Origin of the sequence: Treponema sp., from assembly GCF_017430385.1 — a bacterium.
GTDB lineage: Bacteria > Spirochaetota > Spirochaetia > Treponematales > Treponemataceae > Treponema_D.
Genome location: NZ_JAFRNB010000128.1, coordinates 93,779 through 108,969 on the forward strand (window position 1 = coordinate 93,779; position 15,191 = coordinate 108,969).

Sequence of the window (15,191 nt, forward strand, 5' to 3'; positions counted from 1 at the left end):
TTCAGTCTAATTCTACAAAAAGGCGTTTGTAAAATGTATTTTTCTCTTCTGACAAGTCAATCTTGTACGACAATTTGTGGATGTCGCTCATCCTGCATATCTGCTTCCATCTGGCTTCAGAATATGGCTTGTTAAGCTCGCGCTGCAATATGTGAGGCGGCAAATCCGGGAACCATGGAACGGCTTCCCATTCTTTCGGGTATTTTTCTGCTGCAAGTGTCATAAAAAAATAAAAAATAAAATAATGTATTGCATTGCCGTGTGTTTTCCAGTATTCAAAAAGCAAATCTCTGGTAAGAGTTAGAATCGGATTGTTTCGTTCTGCGGACATGAACCAGTTTTGCGCTGTGGTCGCAGGATCATTTTTTTCTTTTGTCTTGAAAACAAAAAGAGGAATGTTGAATATATAATCGGGGCGGGACGTACAGAAAACAGTGGCATCAATCCAAGTTCCGCCATATTTTATCAGAAGCTGTAGCCTTAGCAAATCCGAGAAATGCGCATGCGAAATTTTCCCGTGCGCATATTTTTCTTTTATATAGTCTGGAAAATCTACATAATCATACATGTTGTCGCTCGTGATGATTTTGATTTCTTTATCTGGTATATGGAGTCTTAGAGATTCTAGGCACTTTTTGCTTAGGGCAGGGGCATTCTCTTCTCCCTGAAGCCAACACCACCAGATAATATTGCTGTATTTATGCTCCTCATTGCTGTGCGCAGGATAGTTTTTTAAGAATCGCTTGTATTTTTGTTTCAGATATGTGTAGATAATCCAATCCTTGTTAGTCTTTTTTAAATCAGGATGCCAGTCTTTCCCAGTGATGCCGAACCAAATCTTGATCCTTATGAAGTTGAGGTATACGAGTCCTGTCGAGAAGAGTGCCTTGTATTTCTTTTGCCTCAGCAAACTTGTTATTTTTCCTGTGATTCGCATAAAAATTCATCCTTGAAAGAGTTGACTTTTTTGTTTACGAAAGCTCCGAAAGGCGAGAAAACATATTTTGTAAGAAAATATGAGATTATTATTGTAACTGAAAGAGAAACTAATAAGTAGATGGATGTAGATAAAATATAATTGTTTGTCCGATTATTACATTCTGTAAATATTGATTTTAGTAAGATTGGTGTCAAACCATGAAAAATATAAAATGTGTAAGAAATCTTCGCAAGTTTTATGCAAACTTTTGATTCGAAAAATCTCTGGAGCCTTGGGAGATTCATTACCGCTGCTATCAACATGAATGATGCAATCATGTGATAAAAATGGTAGCTTTCTTCAGGTTTTAGAGGAATGTTTATGAATCTGTAGAAATTGTCAGGCATACATCCGCTTGGATATGCGCCGAGAATAATCGACAAAATAAAAATAATCCAGAAAGCAAAGTTGTAAATGCGCGGACGGTTGCATTTTATAAATTCTATTCGTGAGGAACCAAATCTTTGAAATATACAGTAAGCACAGCCTAAAAAAAGAGTCGGGTAACAAAGTGTTAAATTAATGAAAAGGAGACCTGTAAAAAACATGGCGATAATAAAAGACTTCTGTGCGTTTATAGCCCATGTCGTTGCGGCAATAACAGAGGCAAAAATACCTCCCAAAAAAATGTAATTCATCATCCAAAAATGCCCGGCATATCTTGTATCGCCGAAATAAAGAATTTTGTATAGTGATGTTTTTATAGTCATGAAGAGACTGTAATTTCCGTTTTGAGTTACCCCTGAAAGAAGGTCCTTGTCTAGTTTGTTTATAATAAAGAAAATAAAACAATAGACAAGAAGTGGTAGCGTGAGCTTCAGATATCGCTTGAAATGGAAAACACCGAAATCAGCAGGTCTCATTCGGAGCGTCTGGTAAGTTATAACATAGCCGCTTATAAAAAGATAAAGAAATACAAAAAAATTACCGTTTAGAAAGATTCCGAGAGGACTGGTTGAAAGGAAAGTGTCTATGCCGAACAAGTGAGATTCTTTTGTAGTCCCATAATAAGTGGCCGGAAAAAGTACTATGAAAAAATGGTGAAGAAAAATAAAAATACAACTGAGACCTTTTATTCCGTCTATCCAAAGAATGTGGGAGGATTCTATTTTTTTACTTTGTTCCATAATGTAGTTAGTATACTCCGTTTTTTTTGATTGAGTAAATATATTGACTGTTCTTATTTAAAGCCTGAAGTGGATATTATGTTGGCTCGTGGAAAACTTAGGAATGAAAAGTGTGAATATTGGACAGATGAATATTGGACAGGTGGTTTTCAATAGAAATGATAAATGTTATAATAACAGTAACTGCTTTGAAAAGGAAGATGAAATGAATGTAATCCAATTAGCTCAGATGCTTGAATTTCCTCAGCATGGTGACGACCGCGGTCATCTGGTAATCGTCGAGGGATTGAAGGACATACCTTTTGATATAAAACGAATCTTCTATATATACGGCTCTGATAAAGATGTTGTTAGAGGACAGCATGCGAATCGCAGAAGCGAATTCGTTCTTATCAATGTGTCCGGTACAAGCAAGGTAAAGGTAAAAGACGGAAAAGGTAACGAGGCTGTTTTTTCTCTGAACAGGCCTCATACAGGTATCTATCTTCCAAAGATGGTCTGGAAGGATATGTATGAATTCAGCGAGGATTCAGTTCTTTTGGTTCTCTCGAATGAGCATTACGACTCTTCCGAGTATATCAGAAATTATGACGATTTCGTAAAGGAAATTGAAAAAACGGAAACAGTTGGCTAATAATGAAACTTTCTATAATAATCCCAGTTTATTACAATCAGGATAATCTTCGCCCGCTCTATGATGACATCAAGAAAAAGATAATCGATGTCATTGATTATGAGTATGAGCTTGTTCTTGTTAACGACGGCTCAAAAGACAAAAGCTATGAGGTGATGCAGGAGCTTGCCCAAAAAGACGACAATATCAGGATTCTCAGCCTTTCACGCAATTTCGGATCCCATTCCGCAATTTTATGCGGGCTTGCTCATTGCACTGGCGACTGTGCCGTCATAAAGGCTGCCGACCTTCAGGAACCTACGGAAATGATTCTTGATATGGTCAAAAGCTGGAAGAAAGGAAACAATGTCGTCCTCGCGGTGCGTGAGGGGCGTGATGAGAAAAAAAGCCAGACATTCTTCTCAAATCTTTATTACTGGATGGTCAGGAAAACTTCCTTTCCTGCTATGCCTAAGATGGGCTTTGATGTGTATCTCCTCGACCGCAAGGTGATTGATGTGCTGAACGCGCTCGACGAGAAAAATTCAGCCTTGACAGGACAGATTCTGTGGAGCGGATTCAAAACAAGCCAGGTCTATTACACAAGACTTGAACGGAAAATCGGTAAAAGCCGCTGGACGCTAAAAAAGAAAATCAGGCTTGTCACCGATACGCTTTTCAGTTTCTCGACTTTGCCAATAAAAATTGTCTCGACATTAGGGTTCCTTGCGTTCTCAGGGAGCCTTGTCTGGGCCGCGTTCCTCGTGGTCGCAAAAATAATGAAGCTTATCCCTGTTACGGGCTGGACGACGCTCATAGTGTTCAATCTGTTCAGTTTCGGGGTGATTATGCTGTCAATCGGAATCCTGGGCGAGTACCTGTGGCGTACATTCGATGCCACAAGGAACAGACCACCTTACATAATTGAAGATTCAAATATCAAAGGAAGAGAGGAGAAGTAAACTATGGAAAAAATAATGCCGAACCGCCTTGACCGCGGATTTTTCATGTACCAGAAGGAATTCGAGCAGAAGGCGATAGAGGTTCTTCGTTCTGGATGGTATATCCTCGGAAATGAGGTGAAGCAGTTTGAGACGGAGTTCGCCGCATATACAGGCTCAAAGCATTGCGTGGGGCTTGCGAGCGGTCTCGATGCTCTATGGATTGCGTTCCGTGTGCTTGGAATCGGCAAGGGCGATGAGGTTATCGTTCAAGGAAACACCTACATTGCGAGCGTAATGGGAATCACGATAAACGGAGCGACACCTATATTTGTCGAGCCGGATGAATACTTCAATATGGATGTCTCAAAAATCGAGGAGAAAATTACCCCGAAAACAAAGGCGATTCTCGTCGTGCATCTTTACGGTCAGGCCTCAAACATGAAGCCGATTACAGACCTTTGTAAGAAATACAATCTCCGGCTCGTAGAGGACTGTGCCCAGTCTCACGGTGCATGTTTTGACGGTAGGATGACAGGAACTTTTGGTGACATCGGCTGCTTCTCTTTCTATCCGTCAAAGAACCTCGGTGCGTTCGGGGATGCTGGCGCAATTACCACTGACAATGCCGAACTTGCGGAGAAAATTCGTATTTTTAGAAATTATGGCAGCGAGAAACGCTATCACAATAAAGTGGTCGGAGCAAATTCCCGCCTTGACGAGATGCAGGCAGGGCTTCTTCGTGTTCGGCTTACGCATTTGGATGAGCTTGCCGCAGAGAAAAAACGAATCTGCGAGCGATATCTAAGGGAGCTGTATAATGACAAGATAATGCTTCCTGAAACTCGTGCGGGGGCTACGCATATCTGGCATCAGTTTGTAATCCGAAGCAAACAGCGCGATGAGCTGATGAAATACCTTGATGCAAAAGGAATCGGAACAATCATTCATTATCCTATCCCTCCGCATCTATCCGAGGCTTATTCATATCTCGGTATGAAAGAAGGCTCTCTGCCTGTTACTGAAAAATACGCGAAGGAAGTCCTTTCCATACCGCTTTACAACGGCATGACGGAAGACGAGCAGACAAGAGTGATTGAGGCGATAAACACATTTTAGAGGGCAGAATGAAGAAAGAAAACTGGATAAACATGGCGAAATTTATTGCGATTCTCGCGGTGATGGTAGATCACACAAACGGTGTCCTGTATACGCATCACTCCGTCGCAGTCGCATCATATTTTTCGGTCTCTTTGTTTATCTTTCTTATGGGAATAACAACGTTCTGGTCTTATGAGCGGAATGTCGGCAATTTGAAGACAAAGGTCATCCAGAAAATTTCCGCTATATCCGTCTCCTACTTTTTGGCGACAGCAGTTTATCAGGTTACGGCTTATCATAGCTTTGATTTTGGCCGTTATGTTACGGCGTTAATCAACTTCAACGCATCGGGACCGTTCTATTTTGTTCTTCTGTATATACAGCTTGTTTTTGTAAGCCCATTTATCTTTTATCTTATAAAGATTATAGGCAAAACGAATAGCAAAAGATTTGCTGTAATGAACTATATATTTGTTTGGGGGGGGGTAATATTATTAAGCTACTTCACAACTAACTTTACGAATATTCTTGACATATATGGCGGTGGTGGAAAGGTTTTTGGAGGAACATATCTTATCCTGCTTTATATGGGGATGATTTTTGCGGCGTATTACAGGTATTTCAAGGCTGATATTTTTCTATTCTTGATATTCCTTGCTCTTGCGTTCGGCTGGTGGCGTTTTGAGTGCCACAATCAGTTCGCCATTGACAGGAAAGTGCCGTTCGGGGGCGGATTCAATCCACCGAGCATAACATCAAGTACTATGGCTCTGCTTCTGGCTGGAGTCATGTTCAACTTTGGTGCGCTGGTTGAAAAGAACCGTGTATTAAGAAAATATTGCGGAATGTGGGCATGGCTCGGTTCACACACGCTTTATATATTTTTGTATCACAGGTATTTCCTTGATTTTTGGCTCGGAAGATTCAAGTTCTTGCAGGAAAATATCTGGATAAAAAGAGCCGGCTATATGTGCGTTATGATTTTTGGTTCGATTGCCATTGAATACTTGGGTTATGGACTAAAAAAAATTTACGCACGGCAAAAAACTATTGTTATGGAGATGACAGAACGAATTGAAGAAAGAGACGCTTGCTAAAATCACACAGTTCGTCAAATTCGGAATTGTTGGTTTTTCAAACAATGTGATTTTTTATCTCGTGAATCTTGCAGTCCTGTTCCTGCTCAAAAATCAGAAATTATCATGGGATTATATGGCAGGAAACATCGCGGGCTTCTTGTTCAGCGTCCTTTGGTCGTATTACTGGAACAATAAATATGTTTTTAAGCAGGACGGGAACGAGAAACGGTCCGCATTAAAGACACTCCTTAAGACATATATGGCGTATGGCTTTACTGGAATAGTTTTGAACAATGTGCTTTCTTATCTCTGGATTTCAATTCTTGGAATTTCAAAGCTGATTGCTCCTCTTATCAATTTGTTCATTACCGTTCCTGTGAATTTTATTATGAACAAACTATGGGCTTTTAGAAGCTCGGTTACGGAGGAGGAGAAAAATGATTCATCAGCTTGCTGATTGCAAATCCTCAAATATAGGAAAGGACACAAATATCTGGCAGTTTTGCGTTATTTTCCCGGAAGCAAAAATTGGAGATAACTGCAATATCTGTGCGAATGTGCTTGTGGAGAACGATGTTATAGTGGGAAACAATGTGACCGTAAAAAGCGGTGTTCAGCTTTGGGACGGCGTTACGGTTGAGGATGATGTGTTTATCGGTCCGAATGTTACTTTCACAAATGACTTGTTTCCTCATTCGAAGATTCATCCGAAGGAATATTTGAAAACGATTATAAAGAAGGGGGCAAGCATTGGTGCGAACAGTACGATTGTTTGCGGTCATACGATAGGAGAAAATGCGATGATTGGAGCCGGAAGCGTGGTTACGCATGATGTTCCCGCTGGGGAACTGTGGTACGGAAACCCGGCAAAATGTATACGAAAAACTTTTTGAAGTAATTTTCGGAAAAAAATTGAGCATTGAGGGAAATTAGGAAAATGATTGGTTTGGAAGCTATAGGAAAAAAAATAAAAGAAAATTTTTGTCAAGATAATTTGTACTTTTTAAGTTCCATCGTTTTGAAAATTAGTATTCTTTCTTTGGTGTTGTTAATACCTTTTGTGCAAGATTTATTATATACGCTAGCTTTTAGTAAAGCCAATATGGATGTTTATCAATATCGACATATTATTGCATCAAAAGAACTTTTCTTATTTCCGATTTTGCTTCTTTTTTCAATTTTGATTTATGGTCTTGGACGGTTGTTTGATTATAAAAAATTAGATTTTGATCAAAAAATACATTTTTGGACTATGGTTGCATGCTTTTTTATCATTTTTGTTATTCATCAGTATTGGGATCCAAATTTTGGAGATGATGAATTTATGACTTCTGTATTAGATGGGCGTTTGTTTTCTCAATATGTTTTATCTACAATTAAGACTTGGCAGACTAGAATTGTTGGCTTGTATACTGCAAAGTTAGTTAGGTTGAATCCTATTATATGGAGACTCCTTGATTCTCTTTGTATGGTTACGATCATAGAGGGAATTGTTCAAATCTCTTTAACTGGGAAAAATAAAAAGTATGCTTTTTCAGTTTGTTTGTTATTAGGATTGATACCTGTCTCTATTTATAAAAGTGCTGGTTGGATAATGACAACAACAACTTATGTCTGGCCTTTAGCTTTTCTTATGCCAAGTTTTATTATAATAAAAAAAGAAATAATAGGAAAAGAATCTAGAAAATATGAATATATTTTATCATTTATTCTTGCTGCTATAGGAGCTACAGAGCTTTCATTAATACCTGTCATTTTGGTGGCATCTTTTTTATTTATTATCTATCAAATCTTTCTTCAAAAGAATAATTATTCAAAGCCGAGTAAATACATTGTTGCAATTTTTATTTTATCTATTTTAGAATTTGCTTTTGCATTTTTAGCACCCGGAAATGCAGTTCGTTCCGTTGAGGAATTAAAGTGGTTCCCTGAATTTCCATCTTTGTCGATATTGAATAAATTAAAATTAGGAATATTAATTACGATGCCTTATTTTTATGGAATTGCATCTAAGAATTTTATTATTTTACCATTAGAATTTGCTTTGTTTGTAAAATTTTATTCTGAGAAAAAATGGAAAATGTGTATATGTCAAATACCTTCTCTGTTTATAATTTTTGTTTTTGGTTTCTTTCCACTCTTTTTGAACAAAATTTTTAGTGTTCCGAAGTTTTTTTATGGTTTTAAAAATATACACTTAGCAGAATTCTGTAATTTTAGTCATGCGAATTTCTTTGTAAATGTAGAAATCTTATTTTATATTGTTATTCTGTTTTTAACTTTGTATTCCTTATATATGGCGGTTGAAAATAGATATAGGGCAATTTTTACTGTTCTTGTTTTTTTAGCAGGTTTTTTAACACGGTTTATATTGTGTTTTTCACCTACAGTTTATGCTTCTGGTTTTAGAACTAGTTATTATTGGGCAATATCAGTTTTTATTTGCTCTGCCATAGTTTGGGAGAATACTAAATCTGAAAAAACTTGTATAACATTAGAACGAGGATTAGTCTTGATAACTATTTTTCTCTTTATTGTTATTTGCTTATCTTGATTATAATTTCTAATCAATTATGCTTGCTGTATTTTGAAAAATTGATTGTATGCAATATTTTCTCTATCCTTGAATTTTTCGTCTTAAGAGTATTTTCCATGCGATTAAGCCGAAAAATCTTTTCATTATTCTAAATGTATTACGGATAATATTTTTGTCCAAATAAATATACTTGCAATTTTTTGCAAAATATATGAATGTAAACAAAGTCTTATCCTTTAATTCCGTGTAATAACGGATTGTTGCGTTTAAGAAATCATACTCGCGTTTTTTAAAAGGAATGGTGTTTTTAAGCAACAAAAGCCGTTCCAGTCTTTCGTCGTTTTTTGCACATTCGAAATCATATTTTTCTTTTTTTAGCGTAAGTCCTTGCTCTTGTATAAAAGAAAGTTTTTCATTTGCTATAGTTTCTGTATTTTCATGGCGGCGGTACCTTATTGTACATTCATTTAAATATATAAAACCATTTTTTGCACATGAATTAAATGCAAACCACCAGTCATGATATTTTATTTGTGCGGGTGCCGCAGAGCATGATTTTAAAAAGTCGGAATGTGCAAGCATGGTAGAGCCTTGTACGATATTGCTGTATAGAATCCTTTTAAAAAGTTTGAAGGTATCTTTTGGAATCCAATGATAGTTTGCAACATCTTGCATGGTAATGTTCTGAGATTCATTATTTTTATTTACTAGCATTGAATTTGAGCATATAAAGTCATACTCACCAATATTATTGACAAGTTTTTCCAGTTTGTCTGTCTCCCATATATCATCTTGATCAGAGAGGGCTATGAAATCACCTGTGCAGAGAGATATGGCTTTTTTAAAATTCTTGGAAAACCCAAGGTTGGCATCGTTAAAATACAATCGTATTCGAGAATCCTTTTCAGCGTATTCCTGCAAAATCTTTCTTGTCGAATCTGTTGATAAATCATCGCAGATGATAAGCTCAAGAGGTTGGCTAGTTGACTGATTCAATATGGAGTCGAGCTGCTCTTTTAGGTATTTTTCTCCATTGTAAGTTGCCATAGCTACAGAAATCATTTGTTTACTCCTTTTTGCAGATGAAATAATCTTTTTAGAATCCTTGGAATATCTTAGAAAGATAAATATATCCTTAGATAGTGTGAAAAATAATATGCAGTATTTTCCTATATCTTATTGGTGTAAGTCATTATATTTTCAATATTTATGCTTTCGATATTATACAAAATCACAGTCAGCACCATTCTTATCATAGATGTAATTATAAAATATAAAAAATGTTTTTTGCAACATGTATTCTCATTTTCAACGAAAACATTCTTAAAATTATTATTTTGTTTTTTTACAAAATTTTTCTATATGCAATAAAAGCCTTTGCAAAAATCCACCAGTGTTTTGCAGCTTTGAAATCTAATATGCAGTAGTCTCGAATGTAGCCCCAGATTTCCTTCCTGTAAATTTTCCCAATATTTGCTTTTTTTGAATACCTTTTATAAACGATAAGCTTGTTTCTGAATATATAAAACAATCTAAAGTCATTATGGTAGCTGCATTTCGAAAAAAAAGTTCTTTTTCTGGCACCAAGAGAATGAATCAAAGAAATATTATTGAAACGCACTATTTTGAAATCATTCAGTTTCACTCTTATGCAAAATTCATGGTCAACCTCATCGATAAATAAAGAATCATCGAATTGACCGATAGAATTCCACATTGTAAGGTTTATTATATTTCCAGAGGCATACACTCTTTCAGGATATTCTACAGGGGGACGAGTAATTTTGGGTTTGCTGAAATCTTTTCCAAGCGTATATTTCAAAAGCTTTTTTATTTGGCTTTTTATAAGAACTGACACTGGTAATATTTGTTTTGACGGATCGACAATCATGGGGGCAAAACAGCAGGCTGATTTGTCTTGGATAAATGCTGTATCAGCTAAAGCCAAATATTCAGAAAAATGATTTTCGGCAAACATCGAATCCTGATCCATTGTCAAGACCCAGTCAAAGCCATCGTTCATGGCGCGTTTGCAACCAATGTTTTGGGCTGTCGCTATTCCTAGATTTTTATTATTCGGAATATAAATTGCGTTCGAAATCTTTTTGGCCAATTCCTCGTTATTTTCAGCACTGTTGTCAACTATATAGACTTTTTCGATGAACTTTGAATATGACTCTATGTTCTGAATCAGATTTGAGACAGTTTTAGGATTATACCAAATTACTACAGCTGCAAGACGCATTTTTTTTAACCTTAGTTACTTATTTAAGCGGTTATTATATTATAATAAATAGTTAGCCTTAGTCAAATATTTCTGATGATTGAAGAAATTTTTATTTTTTATTAGAATCCTTATTGATATGTCTTATAAACAAGAACGCAACTCTGCTTTTGAACTTTTACGAATAATTAGCATGTTTTTAATAGTTATGCACCATTATTCTGTGCATGGTGGTTTTGATTTTATGAGTCCATTTTCTGTTCGATTGTATTTCGTGCAATGCTTGGAAATGGGTGGAAAACTTGGTGTTAACTTATTTGTGCTTATTTCTGGTTACTTTTTATGTAAATCTAATTTTAAATGGTTTCGACTTGTAAAACTTGAACTTGAAGTGATTTTCTATTCATTCGCTATCGGTTTGCTGTTTTTTATTTTTTCCCCTGAACGAGAAAGTCTTAAGGGGTTGCTTTCTGAATTGACGCCGATTCTTTCTTCTAAATATTGGTTTTATGAAACTTATTTCGTCCTGGTATTAATTTCTCCTTTTATCAATAAGTTGATTGATTCGCTACAAAAGAATGAATTTAAAAAGATTTTACTTTTGCTTACTATGCTATGGGTGGTTATTCCAACTTTTCCAAAAATAGGGCAACTGCAAATGTCTAATCTTGGCTGGTTTGTTTTTTTGTACTTGTTCGCAGCTTATATCAGAAACTTTCACGAGGATTTTAAAAAAACTCAGTTTGTTTTATTCTGGTTGGAATCGTAAGTTATGCCTTAATCCTGCTTTCTGTTTTAGCGTTTGATTTACTTGGATTGATAGATTTGAGATTCCGAAAGAAGTTCGATTATTTTCTTCCTGTAAATAGTATTTTTATATTTATTTCTTCTATAAGCTTTTTGGTTGGTTTTTCAAAAATAAATATTAAATATAGGAAGGGGCTGAATTTGATTGCTTCGTCAACATTCGGTGTTTATTTAATACATGATAACCTTCTGTGTAGGCCTTTTTTATGGAACGATTTATTTAAAAATGCCACTTATATTAATTCTAATAAAATCTATATTCATGCAATTGTTGTGATTATGGCAGTATATATCATTTGTACCCTTGTAGATTTCTGTCGAAAATTTCTATTTGAGAAAACATTTTTTGTATTTGTAGAAAAAATAAAAGACTTGTACTACAAAAACTTGAATAATCTATAGTTCCTCAGTAACATATAGAAAACTTTACTTTTTCCCTAAGATATAAATATTGGTTTAAAATGAAAAATTTTTTTAAAATCTTTAAAATCCTTACTCATCGGCAGATGCACATTTGTGCGCTTTTAATTGTTCTAATGTTTGTCGTTGCTGTTCTTGAGGCATTTGGCATAGCTCTTTTGTATCCTCTTATAACAATTATTGGAAATCCTGGATGGTTGTTGGAGCATGAGAGAATTGCGGGTGTTTTAAATGTGTTTGGAATCAATTCCCATAGAAAATTGATTTTTTTTGCCTCTGTTTCTCTGTTGGTTTTCTATGTGCTAAAGAATTTTTTAGTCATTTTGCAAAATAAACTTCAAATAGATTTTTCCCTGAATAATCAGAAAGTGTATACAAGAAGATTGTATGCATATTATATGAATAAACCTTATCTGTTTCACATTAATACAGATGTTTCTGATATATTAAGAAATCTTGTGGCTAGTGTTTCTGCTGTTTTTAGTGAAATCCTTATCAATACTTTGCAAATAATTACAAATATTATATTAACTGCTGTTATTTGGATTCTTGTTTTTATTATGGATCCATTTATTGCTGTTAGTATAGCATTTGTTATGGGGCCTTTGGTTCTTTTTATTATGAAGTACTTCCGAAAAAAGATAACTGAGGCTGGCCATGTTTTGTTCGAATGTGCAGGGAAAAATAATAAATTTGTTTATCAGGGCTTCTATTCACTGAAAGAAACAAAGGTCATGAAAAAAGAGGCATATTTTATTGACGAATTTGCTCTGACATATTCAGATTATGTTGACAGCAATAAAACATTCCTTTGCGTTCAGAGGTTTCCGAAAGCTATTCTTGAGCTTTTTGCGGTAGGTGGAATTCTGGCATTAATCGCCGTCAAAATGATTATCGGCTCTGATGCCGCCTCCCTTATTCCGACATTGGGCGTTCTTGCTTTGGCTGCTGTTCGGCTCATGCCGACGCTGAACCAGATGATTAGCATGTTCAACGCGATAAAATTTAAGTTCCCGCTTTTTAATGATATATATGATGACTTGATGGCCATCCGGGATGGAAAAAACTTTGAGGAAATAAACGGAAAATCAAAGTCCAAAAGCAAACTGCCTTTTGAACATGAGATTTCTGTGAAAAAGCTTTCGTTTGCTTATCCTGAAAAAGATAGTGATGTTTTTTCGGATGTTTCATTTTCTATTCCGAAGGGGGCTTTTGTCGGCATAGTAGGGCCTAGCGGTGCTGGAAAAACTACATTCGTTGATATTCTTCTTGGCTTGCTTTCACCAAAATCAGGTTCAATTACTGTTGACGGAGCTGATATTGCTGATAATTTACCAGGCTGGCTTGACAACATTGCCTATGTTCCTCAGGGAATCTACCTGATTGACAGCTCAATCAAGGAAAACATTGCTTTTGGTGTGCCTGAAGATGAGATTGATTCGGAGCGTATTGAGACTGTCCTGAAAATGGCAGAACTTTATGATTTTGTACAGACTTTGCCTGAGAAAGAGAATACGAATGTTGGTGACAGGGGGGCAAAACTGTCCGGCGGGCAGAAGCAGAGGATAGGAATCGCAAGGGCACTTTACAGAAATCCGAATGTGCTCGTGCTTGACGAGGCTACATCTGCCCTTGATAATGAGACTGAAAAACATATATCTGATACAATCCTAAAATTCAAGGGCAAAATCACGATTATAGCAATCGCTCATCGCCTTAGTACTCTTGAGAACTGTGATTTTAGGATTAAATTTGAAGGCGGAAGCGCGGAGATAATAGGGTAGTTTATGCTGAATGTAGCCGCAGTAGTTATATTATTCAATCCTGAGAGTATTGGATTCGAAACGATTGTCAAGAATATTAGTTCCTATAAGAATTATGTTAAGAAAGTTTACCTTGTAGACAACAGCATGAGTAATAACAGTGCTATTCTTGCGAATATCGAAGATGCCGAGTATATCTCGAATAGAAATCGAGGCGGAATAGGCGGTGCTCAGAATATTGGTTTTCAGAAAGCTCTGGAAAATGGATGCGACTGGGCGATGACCATGGATCAGGACACTTATTTTGAGCCTGGACAGGTTAAGGAATATTTCCGCCTGATTGAAAATTCTGTTGGCGAAAATAAAACCGTTGTCTCCTATTCCCTGCGTGCGGAGAACATGACGAATACTTTCTATTGGATTGATCCGTTGAAAAATGTTCTTCGTCCTTTTGTCCGAAAGATTTTTGCCAAAAAAAAGAATACAAAAATTTTTTCGTTTCCTGTGCGCTGTATTGCAAGTTCTAATGTAGTAAAACTTAGGGCCTGGAAAGATGTCGGTGGATTTGATGAGTCTCTTTTTATCGATCAGGTTGATTATGATTTTTGTTATCGCTTAATAGAAAGGGGATATAAAATCTTAACCTTCAATTCTGTTTATATGAACCAATGTTTTGGTGAGGCGCATGGATTCACTTTGTTTAGAAAGCATTATGCGAAATACAGCCGTATACGCTATTATCATTGTATTCGCAATGCTTTTGTGATGAAAAAGTATTATGGCCAATACGATGCGTTCTATAACAAGTATATTAAGGATTTATTTTTTGATAACTGTGTGAATTCTATTCATGTTTTAAGAAACTTGAAAATCTTTTTTAATGCTCTTAGGGATTCAAGAAAATTTAAACTGACTGTTAATAAAAAAATTGTTTCTTCTGATAATCAGCAGAAATTTAAGAAATATCAATTGTTTGAGAAAATTTCAGAAGTCCAGAATGCTGGCGGAAAGGCTCCGATTGATATGTGTTTTTTTGCCGAAAAAGAGGGCTTTGAGACGCTTCCATTATTTTTTTGGGGAGAGCGAAATTTATTTCATAGAATTACCGGCCATATAAAGCGTTTGTCCGAATATTCTATTCTGTTCTTCCGAGTAAAAAGAAACTCGGTTTTGTTAATGCAGTTTCCCTATGTCCGTGGCGGAAGAATCTGGAGAAATCTTTGGCTGGGAATTGTAAAATCTTTAAAGCATATAAAGATTATTACTCTTATTCATGATCTGAATGAATTGCGCTATGTTCATCCGGATATGGAAAAAAAACTGTTAGATTATTCAATTCGCTACACCGATGTGTTCATAACTCATAATGAAAAGATGTCTGCATATCTTAAGGATAAAAGGGGTGTTTCTGACTCAAAAATTGTTCCGATGTCGCTCTTTGATTATAATTCCCCAATACCAGAAGAGCACATTCCTTTCGAGAAAAGCATCTCAATCGCAGGAAATCTTGATGCGAACAAGAGTGCATATCTGAAAGCTCTGCCTAAACTTGGTTTAACTATATATTTATATGGCATGAACTATAATAATAATAATAATAA

The 15,191-nt window shown here is 35.9% G+C and carries 14 protein-coding genes; 10 read left to right on the forward strand and 4 right to left on the reverse strand.

Annotation, left to right across the window (positions count from 1 at the left end):
- Position 1 precedes the first annotated feature (1 nt).
- Entirely contained in the window at positions 2 to 937 is a 936-nt protein-coding gene (locus IJJ71_RS09195; RefSeq protein ID WP_296846535.1) for a capsular polysaccharide synthesis protein, read from the reverse strand.
- The gene (locus IJJ71_RS09200; protein WP_296846536.1) at positions 916 to 2,106 is read right to left on the reverse strand and encodes an acyltransferase family protein; all 1,191 of its coding nucleotides are present in this window, start codon (positions 2,104 to 2,106) and stop codon (positions 916 to 918) included. The genes IJJ71_RS09195 and IJJ71_RS09200 overlap by 22 nt, the downstream gene beginning before the upstream one ends.
- Positions 2,107 to 2,311: 205 nt before the next feature.
- Between IJJ71_RS09200 and IJJ71_RS09205 the strand changes: the two genes are divergently transcribed.
- The 7 genes from IJJ71_RS09205 to IJJ71_RS09235 are packed head-to-tail and all read left to right on the forward strand — an operon-like array spanning position 2,312 to position 8,394.
- Positions 2,312 to 2,740 (forward strand): sugar 3,4-ketoisomerase, encoded by a 429-nt coding sequence (locus tag IJJ71_RS09205; RefSeq protein WP_296846537.1) that lies wholly within the window; start codon positions 2,312 to 2,314, stop codon positions 2,738 to 2,740.
- A 2-nt stretch (positions 2,741 to 2,742) separates the two neighbouring features.
- Positions 2,743 to 3,681, forward strand: coding sequence for a glycosyltransferase family 2 protein (locus IJJ71_RS09210; RefSeq protein WP_296846538.1), 939 nt, complete (start codon positions 2,743 to 2,745; stop codon positions 3,679 to 3,681).
- Between the two features lie 3 nt (positions 3,682 to 3,684).
- A complete protein-coding gene (locus IJJ71_RS09215; RefSeq protein ID WP_296846539.1) occupies positions 3,685 to 4,779 on the forward strand; it encodes a DegT/DnrJ/EryC1/StrS family aminotransferase in 1,095 nt (364 codons plus the stop codon).
- Positions 4,780 to 4,787: 8 nt separating this feature from the next.
- Positions 4,788 to 5,858: an acyltransferase family protein gene (locus tag IJJ71_RS09220; protein WP_296846540.1), complete on the forward strand. Its 1,071-nt coding sequence runs from the start codon at positions 4,788 to 4,790 to the stop codon at positions 5,856 to 5,858.
- Positions 5,836 to 6,297, forward strand: coding sequence for a GtrA family protein (locus IJJ71_RS09225; RefSeq protein ID WP_296846541.1), 462 nt, complete (start codon positions 5,836 to 5,838; stop codon positions 6,295 to 6,297). The genes IJJ71_RS09220 and IJJ71_RS09225 overlap by 23 nt, the downstream gene beginning before the upstream one ends.
- Positions 6,278 to 6,733: an acyltransferase gene (locus IJJ71_RS09230; protein WP_296846542.1), complete on the forward strand. Its 456-nt coding sequence runs from the start codon at positions 6,278 to 6,280 to the stop codon at positions 6,731 to 6,733. The genes IJJ71_RS09225 and IJJ71_RS09230 overlap by 20 nt, the downstream gene beginning before the upstream one ends.
- A gap of 44 nt (positions 6,734 to 6,777) precedes the next feature.
- Positions 6,778 to 8,394, forward strand: coding sequence for a DUF6056 family protein (locus IJJ71_RS09235; RefSeq protein ID WP_296846543.1), 1,617 nt, complete (start codon positions 6,778 to 6,780; stop codon positions 8,392 to 8,394).
- Between the two features lie 63 nt (positions 8,395 to 8,457).
- On the opposite strand, the gene IJJ71_RS09240 is transcribed toward IJJ71_RS09235, so the two are convergent.
- The gene (locus tag IJJ71_RS09240) at positions 8,458 to 9,438 is read right to left on the reverse strand and encodes a glycosyltransferase (protein WP_296846544.1); all 981 of its coding nucleotides are present in this window, start codon (positions 9,436 to 9,438) and stop codon (positions 8,458 to 8,460) included.
- Between the two features lie 283 nt (positions 9,439 to 9,721).
- Positions 9,722 to 10,621 (reverse strand): glycosyltransferase, encoded by a 900-nt coding sequence (locus IJJ71_RS09245; protein ID WP_296846545.1) that lies wholly within the window; start codon positions 10,619 to 10,621, stop codon positions 9,722 to 9,724.
- Positions 10,622 to 10,739: 118 nt separating this feature from the next.
- On the opposite strand from IJJ71_RS09245, the gene IJJ71_RS09250 reads away from it, so the two are divergent.
- From IJJ71_RS09250 to IJJ71_RS09260, 3 genes are all read left to right on the forward strand, one after another.
- Entirely contained in the window at positions 10,740 to 11,369 is a 630-nt protein-coding gene (locus IJJ71_RS09250; protein ID WP_296846546.1) for an acyltransferase family protein, read from the forward strand.
- 1,018 nt (positions 11,370 to 12,387) lie between these two features.
- Positions 12,388 to 13,611 carry an ABC transporter ATP-binding protein gene (locus IJJ71_RS09255; RefSeq protein WP_296846547.1) on the forward strand — a complete coding sequence of 408 codons (1,224 nt, stop codon included), beginning with the start codon at positions 12,388 to 12,390 and terminating at the stop codon, positions 13,609 to 13,611.
- Between the two features lie 3 nt (positions 13,612 to 13,614).
- Positions 13,615 to 15,191: glycosyltransferase (locus IJJ71_RS09260; protein ID WP_296846548.1), on the forward strand; the 1,577-nt coding region annotated here is incomplete at its 3' end.

Coding starts and splice junctions, on each gene's coding strand:
- IJJ71_RS09195 (WP_296846535.1), bottom strand. CDS start 937: ATGCGAATCACAGGAAAAATAACAAGTTTGCTGAGGCAAAAGAAATAC.
- IJJ71_RS09200 (WP_296846536.1), bottom strand. CDS start 2,106: ATGGAACAAAGTAAAAAAATAGAATCCTCCCACATTCTTTGGATAGAC.
- IJJ71_RS09205 (WP_296846537.1), top strand. CDS start 2,312: ATGAATGTAATCCAATTAGCTCAGATGCTTGAATTTCCTCAGCATGGT.
- IJJ71_RS09210 (WP_296846538.1), top strand. CDS start 2,743: ATGAAACTTTCTATAATAATCCCAGTTTATTACAATCAGGATAATCTT.
- IJJ71_RS09215 (WP_296846539.1), top strand. CDS start 3,685: ATGGAAAAAATAATGCCGAACCGCCTTGACCGCGGATTTTTCATGTAC.
- IJJ71_RS09220 (WP_296846540.1), top strand. CDS start 4,788: ATGAAGAAAGAAAACTGGATAAACATGGCGAAATTTATTGCGATTCTC.
- IJJ71_RS09230 (WP_296846542.1), top strand. CDS start 6,278: ATGATTCATCAGCTTGCTGATTGCAAATCCTCAAATATAGGAAAGGAC.
- IJJ71_RS09235 (WP_296846543.1), top strand. CDS start 6,778: ATGATTGGTTTGGAAGCTATAGGAAAAAAAATAAAAGAAAATTTTTGT.
- IJJ71_RS09240 (WP_296846544.1), bottom strand. CDS start 9,438: ATGATTTCTGTAGCTATGGCAACTTACAATGGAGAAAAATACCTAAAA.
- IJJ71_RS09245 (WP_296846545.1), bottom strand. CDS start 10,621: ATGCGTCTTGCAGCTGTAGTAATTTGGTATAATCCTAAAACTGTCTCA.
- IJJ71_RS09250 (WP_296846546.1), top strand. CDS start 10,740: ATGTCTTATAAACAAGAACGCAACTCTGCTTTTGAACTTTTACGAATA.
- IJJ71_RS09255 (WP_296846547.1), top strand. CDS start 12,388: ATGGATCCATTTATTGCTGTTAGTATAGCATTTGTTATGGGGCCTTTG.